This is a genomic window from Sphingomonas sp. Leaf4 (assembly GCF_920939515.1).
GTDB lineage: Bacteria > Pseudomonadota > Alphaproteobacteria > Sphingomonadales > Sphingomonadaceae > Sphingomonas.
In genome coordinates this window covers 263288-279888 of record NZ_CAKLBB010000004.1, presented here as the reverse complement: position 1 = coordinate 279888, position 16601 = coordinate 263288, and the positions used below count along the sequence as shown (strand labels likewise).

Here is a 16601-nt window from a genome sequence, read left to right as displayed (position 1 = left end):
AGCGATCAGCGGCCGAGCAACACCCGCGCCTGACCGGCGATCTGCGCCAGCATCGCAGCACCCGGCACCGGGGCCTGCCGCGCGCGGTGGACCAGCGCGGCGAACTGCGCGACGCGCGGGGCATTGACGGTCAGCCATGCCTCGACCGCCGCCTGCGGGTCCTTGCCCGCGCGCCGGCCGAGGAAGTCGAAGCGCAACTGCTGGAAATCGCGGGCGAGGCCGGCGATCAGCAGCCGTTCCCACGGATCGCCGGTCTGGATGCGCGCCGCCACCGCCTGCGCCCAGTCGAGCCCCAGCGCGAAGCCCAGATGGGTGAACGCCTGCGTCAGCTTCGTCTCGTCCAGCTTCAACCGGCGGCCGAGATCGGCGAGGCCGACCGCGCCGTCGAGTTCGAACAGCCGCACGACCTGACCCGCCAGATCCTGCGGCGCACCGGCGTCCTGCAATACGCCGGCGATGCGGTCGCGCTGTTGCGCGGCTTCGGCGCGCAGCAGCGCCTTGGCCTGGGTGGCGAGGCTGGCGACCCCCTTGGCGAGATGCGCGACCGCTTCCGCCGCGCTGGTGCCGGCCGGAAAGGCGCGGAGCAGATCGGCGATCTGCGAGCGCATGCCGACCGCCACCTCGTCGAGCAGCGCGATTCGCGCGCGTTCGGGAATGTCGGCCCCCTCGATCCGGTCGTAGAGCGCGTCGATATCGAACAGCCGTTCGGCGGCGACGAACATCGCCGCGATATCGGCCAGCGCCGCGCCTTCCTCCTCGGCCAGTTCATAGACGTGGAGCACGCCCAGCCGGTTGACGATGCGGTTGGCGAGCTTGGTCGCGACGATTTCTCCGCGCAGCCGGTGCGACAGGATCGCCTTTTGCTGCGTCTCGCGCATCTCGGTGGGGAAGGCGGCGAGCAGATCGCCGGTCATGTCGTCGTCGGTGGCGATCGGCGCGTGTTCGATCGCGTCCTGTAGCGCCAGCTTGACGCTGGCCAGCAGCACCGCCAGTTCGGGGCGGGTTAGGCCGTGTCCGTCCTGCGCGCGGCGGATATAATCGTCGTTGCCGCTCAGCCCCTCGACCACGCGGTCGAGCTTGCCCGCCGCCTCCAGCATCTCGATGACGCGGACATAGCTCGGCACCGCGACGGGTCCGTCATTCTCCATCACCGAGAGCGCCAGCGTCTGGAGCCGGTTGTCCTCCAGCACCAGATGCGCGACGTCGTCGGTCATCCGCGCCAGTAGCGCGTTGCGATCGTCGAGCGCGAGGCGGCCCTCGATCACCTCGCGGTTCAGTGCGATCTTGATGTTGACCTCGTTGTCCGAACAATCGACCCCGGCCGAATTGTCGATGAAGTCGGTGTTGATCCGCCCGCCGTTCAGCGAGAAGGCGATGCGTGCCGCCTGCGTGACGCCGAGGTTCGCGCCTTCGCCGATCGCCTTGGCGCGCAGCGTCTGCGCGTCGACGCGAATCCGGTCGTTGGCGGGATCGCCGACGTCGAGGTGGCTTTCGGCGCGGTCCTTCACATAGGTGCCGATGCCGCCGAACCAGATCAGGTCGACAGCCGCGCGCAGGATCGCCGCAATCAGCGCGGTCGGCTCCATCTCACGCTCGCTCACCCCCAGCATCGCGCGGACGGGGTCGGTGAGGGGGATCGTCTTGGCGGTGCGCGGGAACACGCCGCCGCCCTCCGAGATCAGCGAGGGATCGTAATCGGCCCAGCTCGACCGGGGCAACTGAAACAGCCGGTCGCGCTCGGTCCAGCTTGCCGCCGCATCGGGCGCGGGGTCGAGGAAGATGTGGCGATGGTCGAACGCCGCCTTCAGCCGGATCGCCTTCGACAACAGCATGCCGTTGCCGAACACGTCGCCCGACATGTCGCCGCAGCCGACCACGTCGATCGGCTGGGTCTGCACATCGGTGCCGAGTTCGAGGAAGTGGCGCTGGACCGAGATCCATCCGCCCTTGGCGGTGATGCCCATCGCCTTGTGGTCATAGCCGACGCTGCCACCGCTGGCGAAGGCGTCGCCCAGCCAGAAGCCGCGTTCGAGCGCCAGCGCGTTGGCGACGTCGCTGAACGTCGCGGTGCCCTTGTCGGCGGCGACGACGAAATAGGGGTCCTCGCCGTCGAGGATCGTCACCTGCTCAGGATGCACCACCTTGCCGTCGACGATGTTGTCGGTGATCGACAACAGGGTGCGGATGAAGATGCGGTAGCTCTCGGTCCCCTCCGCCATCCATGCGTCGCGGTTGGCGGGGGCGGGGAGTTGCTTTGGGTAGAAACCGCCCTTGGCCCCGGTCGGCACGATCACCGCGTTCTTGACGCGCTGCGCCTTCATCAGCCCGAGGATTTCGGTGCGGAAATCATCGCGCCGGTCGGACCAGCGCAGGCCGCCGCGCGCGACCGGGCCGGCGCGCAGGTGGATGCCCTCGACCCGGGGGCTGTAGACGAAGACCTCGCGCCACGGCAGCGGCTTGGGCAGGCCCGGCACCTTCGCACTGTCGAGCTTGAAGGCGAGCGCTTCGGCGGCGGCGGGGGCGAAGGCGTTGGTGCGCAGCGTGGCGGCGACGACGCCGCGATAGCTGCGCAGGATACGGTCGTCGTCGATCGCCGAGACGGCGTCGAGCCCGGCCTCGATCGCGGCATCGGCAGCGTCGATCGCTGCCTCACGATCGGTCCGCGACGGATCATGCGCGGCGTTGAACCGCTCGATCAGCGCGGTGGCGACTCCGGGCGCGCGGCGCAGCGCATCGACCACGGTGGCGAGGCTGTAGCTGACCCCGGTCTGGCGCAGATAGCGGAACCATGCGCGCAGCAGCACGACGGCGGCGGGCGCGATGCCGGCCTCGACGGTCAGGCGGTTGAAGGCGTCGTTCTCGGCGCGGTTCTCCAGCACCGCCTCGATCGCATGTTCGACCGTGGTGTAATCGAACTTCGGTTGCCCGCCCGAGGTCAACGCGACCTCGAAGTCATGGATATAGCTCTTTTCGTCGTCCTCCAGCCGGGTCGGCAGTTCCTCGACCACGCGGAAGCCGAAATTCTCGAACACCGGCACCGCATCCGACAGCGCCAGCGCGCCGCCGCGACGATAGACCTTGATGCGCAACGCCTGCCCCTCGCCGCCGATGATGCGGACCGATCGCTTGTCCGAATCGGTCAGCCCGGCCACGCGGACGATGTCGCGCGCCGCTTCCTCAGGAAGATTCGAATTGCGGTAGTTGGCGGGAAAGGCGTTGGCGAAGCGCAGCGCCATGCGCGTCGCCCCTTCGGGCACGCGCTCGGCCAGCGCCGCCTCCACCGCCGGGCGCCAGCCGCGCACCATGCGTTCGATCCGCCGGTCGAGGTCAGCGGCATCGGGCATCCGCCCATCCTGCCGCAGGTCGAGGACGTAGCGCAGCAGCGCCGCCTCGCCATCCTCCATCGCGATCGACCAGTTGAGGATCGCCGCATTCGCCGCCTGCGCCAGCATGTCGCCGATCGCGAGGCGGCGCTGCGTCGTCACATCGTCGCGCCCCAGCCAGACGAAGGCGAACAGATGCCGCCCCAGCGCCGATCGGATCAGCACGAGCCGCGAGCGCGGCCGGTCGGCGACCGACATGGCGGTCAGCGCCAGTTGTTCGAGCGATTCGGGATGCAGCGCGGTGGTCAGGTCGTGCGGCAGCGTCGAGATGGCGTGCGCCAGCGCCTTGCCGGCATGGCCCTGCGGATCGAAGCCGAACTTGGCGCGCAGCGCGGTGAGGTTGCGGCGAAGCACCGGCACGTCGGCGGGTTCGGCCTGGAGCGCGGCGCTGGTCCAGAGGCCACCGTGGATCGACAGGCCGGTGACGCGATCGCCGTCGCGAACGGGCACGAGGACCAGGTCGATCGGCGCGCGGCGGTGGACGGTCGAGATGCAGTTCGACTTGAGCAGCAGCGGCTGGACGTTGCCGGCGTCGAACCATTCGATCGCGCGTTGGCGCGAGGTGTCCGCCAGCAGCGGCACGTCGAGCCGCGCGCGCGACAGCCCGAGCCGGTCGGACACCACCCCGTCGCGCGACCAGCGTTCATGCGCCAGTTGCGTCAGATTGCCGGCAAGGAACCAGCCGAGCAGCGCGGCATCCTCGGCGGTGTCGGCACTTGCGGTCAGCCGGGCGGCATCGCCCTGCATCGCCGCCTGCATCGCCCGCCAGTCGATGACGGCGGCACGGACATGGTCGAGGTTACGTTCGATCTCGGCGATCAGCGCATGGCGGACGCGGGCGTCGGCGCGCTCCATCTCGATATAGATCATCGATTCGCGGCGGCCGTCGCCATCGATGCCGGTCAGTGTGCCGGCGGCATCACGGGTGACGCTGACCACCGGGTGAAGGATGCGGTCGATCGCGATATTGTGCGCGGCGATCGTCCCCGCGATCGAATCGACCAGGAACGGCATGTCGTCGTTGACCACCGCCAGCCGCATCCGCCGGGCGTCACCCCGGGTCAGCGTCTCCAGCGCGACGCTGACCGTGCCGGGCGAGCGGTGCGCGGCGGTGGCTGCCACGAACTGCGCCGCATCGCTCCGCGCGGCGGCGTCCAGGCCTTCGAGTTCGCCGGGCAGGGCGCTGTCGACCAGCAGCGTTTCCAGCGGGCGGGCGAGCTTGGCTTTTGGTGTCATGCGCGCGCTATGCGCCGTCGCAATGTCAGGCTCAACCCTTGTGGCAGTCGCGAACAAAATGTCGCGTTGCGGTAATTATAGTACGTAGGTGCTCGTCGTACCCGCCTGGAGGCGCGTGGCCGCCATGCACCGGAGGTCAGGCAATTCAAACGGATAGCGGTATCAGGCGGCGAGCTGGGCGATTGCGCGGGTCAGCGTCGCCGGATCGCCGTCGACCCGGCCGAGAACCGCGACCGATCCGCTGCCGGCGGCCCGCGCGAGCAGCAGCACGAACTCGTTGTCGCCCGGCGCAATCGGTACCGTCGCGACCGCCTGCGCCATACGGGCATGGTCGGCGGGTGAGGGCGACGGGCCGGCGTCGGCGATCACGTTTGCCGCCGCGAGCAGCGCGGGCAGGCCGCCGGGGTGTATCGCGACCCAGTCGCCAAACGTCCCTTGCGTTACGCCCTGGCGCTGTGCGGCCCCGAACAGCGCGACATGATCCGCCAGCCGTGCGCCGCCGAACACCAGCCGCACGACCGATTCGACGGGCGTGTCGGTTGCAGGCGGCATGCCTGCGTCGTCGAGCAACGCGGCGAAGGCGGCGGGTTCCTGCCCGGCGGCGATCATCAGGTCATAGGCCTGCGACAGCGCCTCGACCAGCGCTCCGGGCGCGCCGTTGCCGGCCAGCCGCGCACTGTCGGCGGCGGTGCGGGCGGTGGCGAGCCGGTCGGCCAAGGTATCGGTATCGGTCCGTAGCTCGCTCAGTCCCGCGCTCGGCCCATCGGCCCAGACGGCGGCGCCGGGCGTGGGACGCGGCGTGACCCGGCGCGATTCCTCCAGCTCGGCGAGCAACTGCGACTGGGTGGCCGCATCGACGACCTCCTTCCAGTTGATGACGCCGTACAGATAGTCGATCGCCTCGCCATCCGACGAAAACGGCATCAGGATGCCACGATACATCATCGGAAAGCCGCGCGTGCCGGTGAATTCGGCCTCGAAGCCGATCGGCGCGCGATTGGCGATGATCTGCAGGTAGTGATCGGTCAGCCGCGACAGCAACGAGCGCGCCGGCACCTCGCTCAACCGCGTGATCGAATCACTGGCGCCGCATTCGGTGCGCAGCGCATGGCCGAGAAAGCGGATCGCCGGGTCAGCCACGCCCGCCGTGAAATCGAGCAGCACGCTGTACGGGCCGAAATCGGCGATGCCGGCCGGATCGAGATCGGCGATCGCGGGGCAGTTCTGACCGCGCAGCAGCGCGATCCAGTGATTATAGGCGCGCACCTGCATCCGGCGTTCGTCGGTGCCGATCGCGACCGTCTCGCCGCCGATGCCGTCGCGATCGTCCTCGCCCCGCTGTTCGCCCGGTCCGCGCGCCATGTCCATCTCACCGTCCCCATGGGCGAAACCTGCCCGATCCAGCCCCTTGTGCGCCCTCCGTGGTAAACGAGCCGTAAAGCCGGGGGCGGCCCGCCAAAACATGCACGAACCGCTTGCCAGCCGCCGCCGGCCTTGGTAAGCGCCGCCGCCTGGACGCCAACCGCGTCCCACGCCGCTTTAGCTCAGTTGGTAGAGCATCGCATTCGTAATGCGGGGGTCACAGGTTCGAGTCCTGTAAGCGGCACCACCATACAGAAATCGGTAGAAAACCAATCGTTTAGGCCACAGTCTCGTTCTGACTGTAGCCCACCGGTGTTGCCCAAGACGATCACCAACCGTCAGGCAAGTGTCTTAGATCATACGAAAAGTGATGAGGCCAACTGTAGCCCACGGGTGTCGCCTAAAAAACTGCCATGCGGCTTGTGGCGTCGAGGCTCAGTCTATCAGTATCGAACGCGCGTTCCGGCTGACTTGCTCGATATCGTTGGCAAATCCCGGATAAATCGGTCGCTAAATACAGCCTCTCTCACTGTTGCCAGACGATCCGTAAAAGCGACTGCCTACGAGATTGAGAGGCAGTTTGAGGCTTTGCGGGGAATCAGCGGGGTGGCAGCGGGTCAGGACCAGCCAGCCAGTGCTGCACCGTCGATCAACCCCCATCCATTTCTTCCAAATCTGCATGGGTCCGGCAGTTTGACGTTCGCGGAGGTTTGCGAGCGGTATCTGACTGATCCGACGATCAGTAGGACAGCAAAGAGCGCAATCGTTTATCGCTCTACGTTCGCTACGATCACGGCTATCGTGGGTGGCGACATGGCGTTTGCCGCTATTTCGCGGGATGCGTGTCGAGGCGTGCTGGCGGTGCTTCGAAAGCTGCCGCCAAATGCGAGGAAGCGCTGGCCGGATTTATCGCCGCGTGAGGTCGCCGCGCAGGCCGAGAAGCAGGGCGTCGAAGCCATGAGCGTCGCCAACATCAACGAATACATGAACAAGCTATCCAGCCTGTTCAACTGGGCAGTTAAAGAAGAGCTTATCCATCGCAATCCCGCATGTGGGTTGCGGATCGTCGAGACGCAGATGGCGCGCGACAAACGACTTCCTTTCGCGATGTGGCAGCTACAGCGCATCTTCGACGCACCTGTCTACCGGGGGTGTCGAAACGATGAGAACGGATACGCATGTCAGGGGAAGAACCGGCCCCGAAGAGCCAGATTTTGGATACCTTTGATCGCGCTATGGGGTGGGCTCCGACAAGGCGAAATATGTCAGATGCTGACAAGCGATGTGCGCGAAATCGACGGCATTTTATGCTTTGTAGTGTCGGCGACAGAGGGAGATGGCAAAAGGTTAAAGACTGCGGCGAGCTATCGCGTCGTGCCTGTCCATCCCGAACTTCTGCGGATTGGCCTTGCCAAATATGTCGATGATCGTCGTCGAGCAAAAGACGAACGGTTGTTTCCCGATCTTTCGGAGGATTCGTTGGGTTTATATTCAGGAAAGTTTTCGAAGTGGTTCGCGAGATTTCTAATATCGTGCGATGCGATTAGCGATAGGACATGCTTTCATGCTTTCAGACATCGATTTCGAGATGGGTTGCGTGAAGCTAAGATCGACCGTGATGTCGCGCTAACTCTTGGTGGTTGGACTACATCTCCAGGTGCGGGCGCGGTCGCTGATTCCTATGGGCAAGGTTATAGCCCAAAGCTGCTCTACGGAGCCATTTCGACGATCACGTATCCGGGCCTTGATCTTTCTCATCTCCATACGCAGCCCATAGATGGCTGACGGGTCAGCCATCTACAGTTGGCCTCATCACTTTTCGTATGATCTAAGACACTTGCCTGACGGTTGGTGATCGTCTTGGGCAACACCGGTGGGCTACAGTCAGAACGAGACTGTGGCCTAAACGATTGGTTTTCTACCGATTTCTGTATGGTGGTGCCGCTTACAGGATGGAGCGGCGTGGCAAGGTATCCGCACTGAGGCGACTGGGGAGGCAGGAGACGGTCAGTGATGGCTGAAGCATTGTCCGAGCCATCGCGGTTTTCCCCGTCCCGATGCTGGTCAAGCGATACGGCCAAGCCTGTGCTATTGGTCATGTGGTGGAGGCTCCGCGATTGTGATTGAGCATGATGGGCGGTGCGACGACGACGGGACGGACGAGCCCTGCCCAATATGCCGGGGCGAGGTGTCACCCGAGTTCGTCGAGCGTATTAAGGCGGCAGCGGCGCAACCCGGTCAGGTGATGACCATCGCCGAGTTCAATGTGTGGTTGAGGGCCTCAACAGGGGGCTAACGGCTCTCCACTGAGATCAAGCGGCTTGCGCCATTTGCTGCTTGAGGCGGTGGACGGTCGCGACACCGACCCTGAGCTTCTTGGCCGTGGCGTTGATGCTGACGCCCTTAGTGAGGGAGCGTTTGATACGCTCAACCTTCTCAGGGTCGAGGGGCGGTCGCCCAGACCGCTTGGTGGTGCGGCTGAGCCCCGCCATGATCCTGCTGCGGATGAGTTCGCGCTCGAAGTCGGCGAACACGCTGAGCATGCCGAACATGGCGCGTCCGCTGGGCGTCGAAGTGTCGAGCGCCTGCTGGTGGAGGTAGAGGTCCACCCCCTTTGCGTTGATCTCAGTGAGGAAGCCGACGAGATTCTGAAGGGAACGTCCGAGCCGGTCCACGGCCCAGCTTGCCACCATGTCGATCTCCCGGCGTGCCACGGCCTTCATCAAGGCATCATAGCCGGGGCGCTTGTCGCGGCCTTTGGCACCGGAGATGCCGTGGTCGGTGAACTCAGCCGTGATCTCCCAGCCGTTGCGCTCAGCGACGGCGACAAGCTCGCGGCGCTGGTTCTCGGTGGTCTGGGAGTCCTGCGAGACACGGGTGTAGATGGCGATGCGCTTGGTCATTCCAGAAGGACTCGCTCCAGTTCTGGAATGCGTCAAGTAGTTCATTTAGTTCGACTATTTCTTGTTTCGGTGAAAGCATCGAGCCTCATTGAACAGGAGGTCATATGGCGCGCACGCCCATCTTGAACGCGAACCGGATCGTCATCGGCTATATCGAGGAGCAGGGTGGCGGGAAGCAGAAGGCGCTCGACCGCAACGCCATGCTGCTGGGCTATTACGACCCGAGCACCAACAGCACGCTCAACGCCAATCGCATGAAGGTCGGCACGGGCAACCAGTTGTCGGCGCTCATTGAACGAGCGCGGTGAAGGCGCGTCACTCGTCGAGATAGCAATGCTCTACTCGAAATGTGCGTGTCATGCTCTGCGGGGAGGAAGGGTTGTTCGCGGTGATATGTAGGCTGCGCAGGCATCGCCCCACCTCCCGGATGAGGTCACCTTCAAGGCACGCTACGAGTTTTCGACCACCATACCTGTCGTCGATTCCGAGCCATGCGCGGTCATAGGGCCGGTTCTCGATTTGAAGCGACACGCCAGCATCGACTTCGAAGTTCAGGGCCTGCTCCTGAGCCTCGCTCGTAAGCAGTAGGCTCAACGCGAATGCCTCTCCGGCGCTGATGTGTCGCGTCTTGGTCCAACTGCCAACCGCGCGATATAGGGTAATGGCGATGCGTTCACCGGCGAGCTTCATCTCAATGATGTCCATAGCCGCCTCAGTGAACCGTTTTACAATGGCTGCGGGCGGCGGTGATGAGCATGCCTTGCTCCGAGACGATGAGGTAGGCATTGCGGCGCTTCTCACACGCCTTGAACACGGCTGAGCCGAGTTCATTGTTAATATCGACCAGCGCTGTCTTGGTGAAGATGAGACTGTCGATACCATGTCGGGACGACCGGCGCTCGCCGTAGTGAAGTAAGGCCGATACCACGGCTTCAGTGAGGGCACGCTGCTGCAAGCGCTGAGTAAAATGCTTGGTTCGAGTAATGCCATCCATGGGAACGATCTCCTTTGATGGCTGTGCATTCTATGCATATTTGAGCGCCGGTCAAAAGCGGCAAAATCTCCTTCAACCCTAAGCGCCAGCACGGAAATCTATTGAAAGTGTCAGGTTCAGAAAGTGTGTCAGGTAAGCCATCGAGCCACTTCTTCTCGAACCAGAGCAGGATGGTATCACGTCGGCATTGCTATGTGACCGACTACGCCACCACCCGGCACAGCACCTTGTCGGACACGCTGAGAGGCAGGCGCTGGATAAGGGCGAGCCTATCGTCGCGCCTCATGGGGAGCCATTGAGTGCAGACGATAGGGTCCCCACATCACGCGGCTTCGCCGCTCCCGCCCAGTTTCCAGTAGGTCGCATAGCGTTCGTGCGCGATGCGGTGGTAGGGGATCAGCCGCACCGGCGCGCCGTCGGCGGCGGGGATCGTGAATTCCAGCGCCCCCGGGCCGGGGCGGATCGCCGCGACCAGTGCGTCGGGATTGCCGGCAAGGACCGGGACCGCGACCGGCGTGTCGTTATACTCGCCATATCTGCGTTCGCTGACGATGATGTCCGCGCCGGGCGCAAGACCCTGCCGCCCGAGCGCCCCGGCCAGCACCAGCGGGCCATGGGTGAAGGCGACGATGTCGGGCGCGGTCGGCGCGACATGGACGGCGGAGCGCAGGACCAGGCGCAGTTCGACCTCGTCGCCTTTGCGCCACGTCCGCTGCACGTCGATATAGCGGCCGGGCGTGATCGAGCGGACGGTTTCGACGCCGTTGACCAGCACGGTGGCGGTGGCGCTCCATTGCGGATGGCGCAGTTTCAGCGTGGCATCGACCGGGCGGGGCGAGGACCAGCGCAGTCGCGTGTCGGCGGTATCGGGAAACTGCGTGACCTGCGTCACGACCGCGTCCTTCGCTTGCCAGCGCACCGTCGAGGGGATGAACAGGTTCACATAGAGTGCGTCGTCACCCTGGAAATAGATCGAGTCGCGATATTTGACATGGTTTTCCATGCCGGTGCCGGTGCAGCACCAGAACGAGTCCTCCGGCGTGTGATAGAGCTTCATGTAGCCCGGCCGCGCGCCCTGGAAATAGGTCGCCATGCCGCTGTCGGGGTCCTGCGAGGCGAGGATGCCGTTATAGAGCGTGCGTTCGTAATAATCGGCATAGGCCACCTGCGGATCGTGCAGGAACAGCGCGCGGGTGAGGCGCAGCATGTTGTGCTGGCAACAGGTTTCCGATGCCTTGGCCGAAAAGACATGGTCGGCGATGTCGGCGGCGGCGAAGAAATGTTCGTTGTCGCCATGCCCGCCGGTCACGAACGACCGGGTCTGCGCGACGGTGCGCCAGAAGAAGGTCGCGGCGCTGGCATACTCGGCCTTGCCGGTCACTTCCCACAGGCGGTGATAGCCGATGATCTTGGGGATCTGCGTGTTGGCGTGCAGCCCGTCGAGATGATCGCGCTCCTTCGCCAGCGGCGCGAGGATCGCCTTTTGCGCGAAGCGTTCGGCGGTGGTGCGATAGTCGGCGTTGCCGGTCATGACATAGAGGTCGGCGAAGATCTCGCTCATGCCGCCGTGTTCGGTTTCCAGCATCGTTTCGACCTGCGCATCGCCCATCGGCCGGGTGGCGACGACTGCCCAGTCGGCGAAGCGCAACAGCACCGCGCGGGCGCCTGCGCTGTCGGCCAGCAGCGCGGCGTCACGCAGGCCGGCATAGAGTTTGTGCAGCGTGTACCACGGCACGCCGGTGATCGGATCGCCGCGCAGATGGGCGGCGATCAGTGCCGCGCCGCCCGGAAAGGCGCAGACGAGGCCGGAGTTCGCCGCCTGCTGGCACGCCGCCAGCTCGCGCGCGATATGGTCGATCCGGCGGCGATAGTCGGTGTCGCCGGTCGAGCGCCACGCCAGCGCGCAGCCCGACAGATAATGGCCCAGCGTATGGCCATGGCAGTTGATTTCGGCCCACGCCGGTTCGGATTCCCAGCCGCCATAGACCGGTGCCTTGGGGGCGAGGCCCGCGTTCCTGCGGAAATTGTGGAGCATCCGGTCGGGCACGAGCGACCGGAGATAGGCTTCGGTCTTGTGCTGCGCGTGGAGGAACGGGCTGTCGGCCAGCGTCACGTCGGCGAGGTCGAATGGCCGTAGCTTCGCCACCGGACCCTGCATCGTTGCGGGAGGTGGCGCTGCGACGGCCTGCCCGGCGGTGGTCAGAAGCGGACCGGCGGCCAGCGCGCCGCTCCCCGCATGCTTCAGGAACGCGCGACGTGACGCGCCAGTGCAGCAGGAGTCGGCCAATCCACTATCCTTCACCCAAGTATGTTATTTTGTCCGACTAATATCATGCCACGCTTCCCGGCAAAAGATGGCGAACGACCGGTGGCGTCGGAGCCGCCGAACGGTCCCAAGCCGGATCGGCATTCGGCTCTTCCGGTGCAGTCCGTCGTCGAAAACACCACCTTCCTTCGTCACCCCGGACGTGTTCCGGGGTCCACCTGGCCGCGAACGCTGTCGCAAGTGCTTCGAACGGCATCGATCGCTGCACCGTGGACCCCGGAACGAGTCCGGGGTGACGGAAATGGTCTTTGCTGGCGTCACGGCCGGCTGAATGTCGATCGGCCCTAAGCGGTTGAGGGGGCGGGACGCTTCGCCCATAAGGGCCGCCATGCGTATCCTGTTGCCCTTCGCTCCGCTCGTCCTGCTCGCCGCCTGCGTGCCGCCCGCCGCGCCGCCGGCGGCGATGCCCGATCCCGTTCCGCCGGTACGCCCCGTGGCGGTCGTCGCGCCGCCGCCCGCCGCCGGCGACTGGCGCGATGATGCGGTGACGCCGGGCGACTGGCAGTATCGTGGTCTGGGCAACGGATCGGTCGCGACCTATGGCGCGCGCGGCGGTGCTACCCTTGCGACGCTGCGCTGCGACGCGGGCGCCGGTCAGGTGACGCTGATGCTGGCGAGCAGCCGTCCCGCCCCCGGCACGATCGCGATCCGCACGTCGAGCACCCAGCGCAGCATGGCCGTGCGGCCGGTCGCGGGTGGCGTGGCGCTGACGCTGCCCGCCGGCGACCGGCTGCTCGATGCGATCGGGTTCAGCCGGGGCCGGTTCGTGATCGAAGGGGCGGGCGTCGGGCGGCTGGTGCTGCCGGCATGGGCCGAGATCCTGCGCGTGACCGAGGACTGCCGCCGGTGAAGGCCGGCGCGGCGACGGCGCTGGCGCTGCTGCTCGCCGCCTGTTCGGTCGAGCCGACGCCCGCGCCATCGCCGACGCCGACCCCTGTCGCGACGCCGACCGTCATCGCCAGCCCGCGACCGCTGGCTCCCGGCGAATTGCCTACGCCCGAACTCGACGGTGCGGCACCGCTTGCCGGCACCTGGCGGTTTCAGGCATCCGCCAGCGGCAGCGCCGCGCGCTACGACAGCGGCGAGGCGCTTCGCTTCGCGGTCCGCTGCGACCCGCAGGCGCGGCGAATCGTCTTCGTGGCGGCGGGGGAGGGCAGCGCGATCCGCCTGTTCACGCCCGATGCCGCCGCGACCTTCCCGGCCAAGCGGATCGACGGCGCGCTGGAGGCGGCGGTGACGACCGGACAAACATTCCTCGACGCGCTGGCCAAGGCGCGGACGATCGGAGTCGGCGGTGGCGACGGCCCGATCGGGCGGCTGCCCGGCGACCGGTCGATCGGCGATGTCGTGGCGCGCTGCCGTCCCGGCGGCGAGCGATGATCGGTGCAGCATGCGCGTAATTCAAGGCTTGTAACCATCGCGGCGATGGCACACATTCGGGTCGCGCTACCAGTCGGGGCGTAACGGCTTTAACTAGCGAAAGGAGGTGATCCGATGTCTCATGGTTCAGCAGTGGGTTCGGTTCAGTTCGTTCGGGAGACGCGCCGCTAGGCACAACGGATCGTGCGGGGAGTATCCTCTCCCAGCCAACGCACGGTTCGGCCACATGCGGCTCGCATGGTCTCCCGGGCTGGAACTTCCGGCCGCTGACCATGCTTGAGGTCGTCGGGTGTTGAGAGACCCCGGCGGCCTCTTTCATGTCGGCGTACCCTGACGCAGCTTGCGATGCCCCGCCGCCAGCACGATCGCGACCAGCGATCCGCCGAGAATGTTGCCGAGCGTCGCCAGCGCGACGTTGAACGCCGCCGCGCCGATCGGCACCGCCTGTGGATCGATGCCCCAGGCGATCGGCAACAGCGACATGTTCGCCACCGAATGTTCGAAACCGCCCGCGACGAACAGCGCGACCGGCCCGATCACGGCCGCGATCTTGCCGCCGATCGACTTGGCACCCGTCGCCATCCATACGCCAAGACACACCAGCATGTTGGCGAGCATGCCCGAGGCGATCAGCTCGACCCAGTCCTTGCCGAGCTTGGTGGTCGCGGTCTTGAGCGCCGCCGCGCCGACCGCGCCGTCGATCGCTTGCGGCCCGCCCGCCGCCACGAACAAGGCGGCGACCGCGATGCTGCCGACCAGATTGGCGATCCACACCACGCTCCAGTCGCGCAGCGTCTCGCCGATGGAAAGCCGGTCCTGCGCGGCAGGCAGCACCAGCATGGTATTGCCGGTGAACAACTGTGTCCCCGTCACCATCACCAGCATCAGCCCGACCGAAAAGGCGATGCCCGACAGCAACTGCACCGCGCCGCCGGGCGTGCCACCGGCCTGCGCCACCAGATAGCCGATACCGCCGAAACCGATCTGCGCCCCCGCCGCAATCCCGAGCAGCGCCATCGCGCCGAGCGGCGGCCGGGTCTTGGCCAGCATCGCATCGTCGATCGTGTCGGCCAGTTCGGCGGCGGTGGCATCGGCCATGGCGGTTCCTCTCACATCGTTATGCAAGGGAAACGACGCTGCACGGCGGTGGGTCCTTAAACCAAAAACGGCGCGGTTCGTGTCGAACCGCGCCGCCTGTGTTCGCTCGAAGCCGCGTTTAGTGATTATCGCGCGGCAGGCCCTGCGTCTGGGCGATGCGCTGATAGGCTTCGGCCCCTTCCAGAATCGCGCCGGTCGACATCTGGCCGACCACCGACCGCTGGATTTCCTGCCACGGCGTCTGCGATGCGGGATAGCGATACCCGCCAGCAGCTTCCAGCTCCTGGCGGCGAACCGCCAGTTCCTCGTCCGACAGCAGCACGTCGGCGCTGCCCTTGCCCAGATCGATCCGCACCCGGTCGCCGGTGCGCAGCAGCGCGAGGCCACCGCCCGCCGCCGCTTCGGGCGAGGCGTTCAGGATCGACGGGCTGCCCGACGTCCCCGACTGCCGCCCGTCGCCGATGCAGGGCAGGGCATGGACGCCTTCGGTGATGAGATACGCCGGCGGCCGCATGTTCACGACCTCCGCCGCGCCGGGATAACCGATCGGCCCGGCACCGCGCATGAACATCAAGGTCTCGGGCGTGATGCCGAGCGCGGGATCGTCGATCCGGTGGTGATAATCCTCCGGCCCGTCGAACACGACCGCCGGCCCCTCGAATGCTTCGGGGTCGTTCGGGTTGGAGAGGTAGCGCTGGCGGAATTCGGGGCCGATCACGCTGGTCTTCATCACCGCCGCGTCGAACAGATTGCCCTTCAGGACGATGAACCCGGCCTCTTCCTTGAGCGGCTGGCCGAACGGGCGGATGACCTTTTCATCCTCGATGGTGGCCGACCGGCAATTCTCGCCGATCGTCTTGCCGTTCACCGTCATCGCATCCTCGGCGATCAGCCCTTGGCCCATCAACTGGTTGATGACCGCCGGCACGCCACCCGCGCGGTAATAATCCTCGCCCAGATATTCGCCGGCGGGTTGCAGGTTCACCAGCAGCGGGATCTTGTGCCCCTGTTCCTGCCAGTCCTCGATCGGCAGGTCGATGCCGGTGTGCCGGGCGAGCGCCGCCAGATGGATCGGCGCGTTGGTCGATCCGCCGATCGCCGAATTGACCTTGATCGCGTTGTGGAATGCGTCGCGCGTCAGGATGTCGGAGGGTTTCAGGTCCTCGCGCACCATGTCGACGATGCGCTTGCCGGTGTGGTACGCGATCTCCTGCCGATCGCGATACGGCGCGGGGATCGCCGCCGATCCGGGCAACTGCATGCCGAGCGCCTCGGCCAGCGAGTTCATCGTCGTCGCCGTGCCCATCGTGTTGCAATAGCCGGTCGAGGGCGCCGACGACGAGACGAGGCGGATGAACTCCTTGTTGTCGATCTCGCCCGCCGCCAGCATCTGGCGCGCCTTCCACACGATCGTGCCCGAGCCGGTGCGCTCGCCCTTGTGCCAGCCGTTTAGCATGGGACCGACCGACAACGCGATCGCCGGGATGTTGACCGTGGCGGCGGCCATCAAGCACGCCGGCGTCGTCTTGTCGCAACCGATCGTCAGCACCACGCCGTCGAGCGGATAGCCGTACAGCACCTCGACGAGGCCGAGGTACGCAAGGTTACGGTCGAGGCCGGCGGTCGGCCGCTTGCCGGTTTCCTGAATCGGATGGACCGGGAATTCGAGCACGATCCCGCCCGCCTCGCGGATGCCCTCGCGCAGCCGTTCGGCCAGCACGAGGTGATGGCGGTTGCAGGGCGAAAGGTCGCTGCCGGTCTGGGCGATGCCGATGATCGGCTTGCCCGACTGCAATTCCTCCTGGCTCAGCCCGAAGTTCAGATAGCGCTCGATATACAGCGCGGTCATGTCGATATTGTCGGGGTTGTCGAACCAGGCGCGGCTGCGCAGGGGGGGCATGTCGGTCATCGAGCGGAGC

Annotated in this window: 12 protein-coding genes, 1 tRNA gene and 1 pseudogene; 6 read left to right on the top strand and 8 right to left on the bottom strand. The window is 65.9% G+C overall.

The window, feature by feature from the left end; translation table 11 throughout:
• Positions 1-5: 5 nt before the first annotated feature.
• Together LRA89_RS07905 and LRA89_RS07900 are read right to left on the bottom strand one after the other, a co-directional pair.
• Positions 6-4619, bottom strand: coding sequence for an NAD-glutamate dehydrogenase domain-containing protein (locus LRA89_RS07905; RefSeq protein WP_230769712.1), 4614 nt, complete (start codon positions 4617-4619; stop codon positions 6-8).
• Positions 4620-4781: 162 nt separating this feature from the next.
• Positions 4782-5987, bottom strand: a complete 1206-nt coding sequence (locus LRA89_RS07900) for a PAS domain-containing protein (protein ID WP_230769711.1) — start codon at positions 5985-5987, stop codon at positions 4782-4784.
• A 165-nt stretch (positions 5988-6152) separates the two neighbouring features.
• On the opposite strand from LRA89_RS07900, the gene LRA89_RS07895 reads away from it, so the two are divergent.
• The 3 genes and pseudogenes from LRA89_RS07895 (at position 6153) to LRA89_RS07890 (ending at position 7766) form a co-directional block, all read left to right on the top strand.
• Positions 6153-6228: transfer RNA gene (locus LRA89_RS07895), tRNA-Thr, on the top strand.
• A gap of 65 nt (positions 6229-6293) precedes the next feature.
• Positions 6294-6563, top strand: a pseudogene (locus LRA89_RS20610) (DUF6538 domain-containing protein); the annotation flags it as partial.
• A 231-nt stretch (positions 6564-6794) separates the two neighbouring features.
• Positions 6795-7766 (top strand): site-specific integrase, encoded by a 972-nt coding sequence (locus tag LRA89_RS07890; protein WP_230769710.1) that lies wholly within the window; start codon positions 6795-6797, stop codon positions 7764-7766.
• 527 nt (positions 7767-8293) lie between these two features.
• Here LRA89_RS07890 and LRA89_RS07885 read toward each other — a convergent pair.
• Positions 8294-8884, bottom strand: a complete 591-nt coding sequence (locus tag LRA89_RS07885; protein ID WP_230769709.1) for a recombinase family protein — start codon at positions 8882-8884, stop codon at positions 8294-8296.
• A gap of 104 nt (positions 8885-8988) precedes the next feature.
• Here LRA89_RS07885 and LRA89_RS07880 point away from each other — a divergent pair, with 104 nt between their 5' ends.
• Positions 8989-9192: a hypothetical protein gene (locus tag LRA89_RS07880; protein WP_230769708.1), complete on the top strand. Its 204-nt coding sequence runs from the start codon at positions 8989-8991 to the stop codon at positions 9190-9192.
• A 7-nt stretch (positions 9193-9199) separates the two neighbouring features.
• On the opposite strand, the gene LRA89_RS07875 is transcribed toward LRA89_RS07880, so the two are convergent.
• The 3 genes from LRA89_RS07875 to LRA89_RS07865 all read right to left on the bottom strand — a co-directional run bounded on the left by LRA89_RS07875 (position 9200) and on the right by LRA89_RS07865 (position 12165).
• Positions 9200-9589 carry a hypothetical protein gene (locus LRA89_RS07875; protein WP_230769707.1) on the bottom strand — a complete coding sequence of 130 codons (390 nt, stop codon included), beginning with the start codon at positions 9587-9589 and terminating at the stop codon, positions 9200-9202.
• A gap of 7 nt (positions 9590-9596) precedes the next feature.
• A complete protein-coding gene (locus tag LRA89_RS07870; RefSeq protein WP_230769706.1) occupies positions 9597-9878 on the bottom strand; it encodes a hypothetical protein in 282 nt (93 codons plus the stop codon).
• A 322-nt stretch (positions 9879-10200) separates the two neighbouring features.
• Positions 10201-12165, bottom strand: coding sequence for a glycoside hydrolase family 127 protein (locus LRA89_RS07865; RefSeq protein ID WP_230769705.1), 1965 nt, complete (start codon positions 12163-12165; stop codon positions 10201-10203).
• Between the two features lie 367 nt (positions 12166-12532).
• On the opposite strand from LRA89_RS07865, the gene LRA89_RS07860 reads away from it, so the two are divergent.
• Both LRA89_RS07860 and LRA89_RS07855 read left to right on the top strand, forming a co-directional pair.
• The gene (locus LRA89_RS07860) at positions 12533-13054 is read left to right on the top strand and encodes a hypothetical protein (RefSeq protein ID WP_230769704.1); all 522 of its coding nucleotides are present in this window, start codon (positions 12533-12535) and stop codon (positions 13052-13054) included.
• Entirely contained in the window at positions 13051-13584 is a 534-nt protein-coding gene (locus tag LRA89_RS07855) for a hypothetical protein (RefSeq protein WP_230769703.1), read from the top strand. The genes LRA89_RS07860 and LRA89_RS07855 overlap by 4 nt, the downstream gene beginning before the upstream one ends.
• 315 nt (positions 13585-13899) lie before the next feature.
• On the opposite strand, the gene LRA89_RS07850 is transcribed toward LRA89_RS07855, so the two are convergent.
• Both LRA89_RS07850 and LRA89_RS07845 read right to left on the bottom strand, forming a co-directional pair.
• Positions 13900-14682: a formate/nitrite transporter family protein gene (locus LRA89_RS07850; protein ID WP_230769702.1), complete on the bottom strand. Its 783-nt coding sequence runs from the start codon at positions 14680-14682 to the stop codon at positions 13900-13902.
• 118 nt (positions 14683-14800) lie between these two features.
• Entirely contained in the window at positions 14801-16591 is a 1791-nt protein-coding gene (locus LRA89_RS07845) for an IlvD/Edd family dehydratase (RefSeq protein ID WP_230769701.1), read from the bottom strand.
• Positions 16592-16601: the final 10 nt, after the last annotated feature.

Coding starts and splice junctions, on each gene's coding strand:
- LRA89_RS07905 (WP_230769712.1), bottom strand. CDS start 4,619: ATGACACCAAAAGCCAAGCTCGCCCGCCCGCTGGAAACGCTGCTGGTC.
- LRA89_RS07900 (WP_230769711.1), bottom strand. CDS start 5,987: ATGGACATGGCGCGCGGACCGGGCGAACAGCGGGGCGAGGACGATCGC.
- LRA89_RS07890 (WP_230769710.1), top strand. CDS start 6,795: ATGGCGTTTGCCGCTATTTCGCGGGATGCGTGTCGAGGCGTGCTGGCG.
- LRA89_RS07885 (WP_230769709.1), bottom strand. CDS start 8,884: ATGACCAAGCGCATCGCCATCTACACCCGTGTCTCGCAGGACTCCCAG.
- LRA89_RS07880 (WP_230769708.1), top strand. CDS start 8,989: ATGGCGCGCACGCCCATCTTGAACGCGAACCGGATCGTCATCGGCTAT.
- LRA89_RS07875 (WP_230769707.1), bottom strand. CDS start 9,589: ATGGACATCATTGAGATGAAGCTCGCCGGTGAACGCATCGCCATTACC.
- LRA89_RS07870 (WP_230769706.1), bottom strand. CDS start 9,878: ATGGATGGCATTACTCGAACCAAGCATTTTACTCAGCGCTTGCAGCAG.
- LRA89_RS07860 (WP_230769704.1), top strand. CDS start 12,533: ATGCGTATCCTGTTGCCCTTCGCTCCGCTCGTCCTGCTCGCCGCCTGC.
- LRA89_RS07850 (WP_230769702.1), bottom strand. CDS start 14,682: ATGGCCGATGCCACCGCCGCCGAACTGGCCGACACGATCGACGATGCG.
- LRA89_RS07845 (WP_230769701.1), bottom strand. CDS start 16,591: ATGACCGACATGCCCCCCCTGCGCAGCCGCGCCTGGTTCGACAACCCC.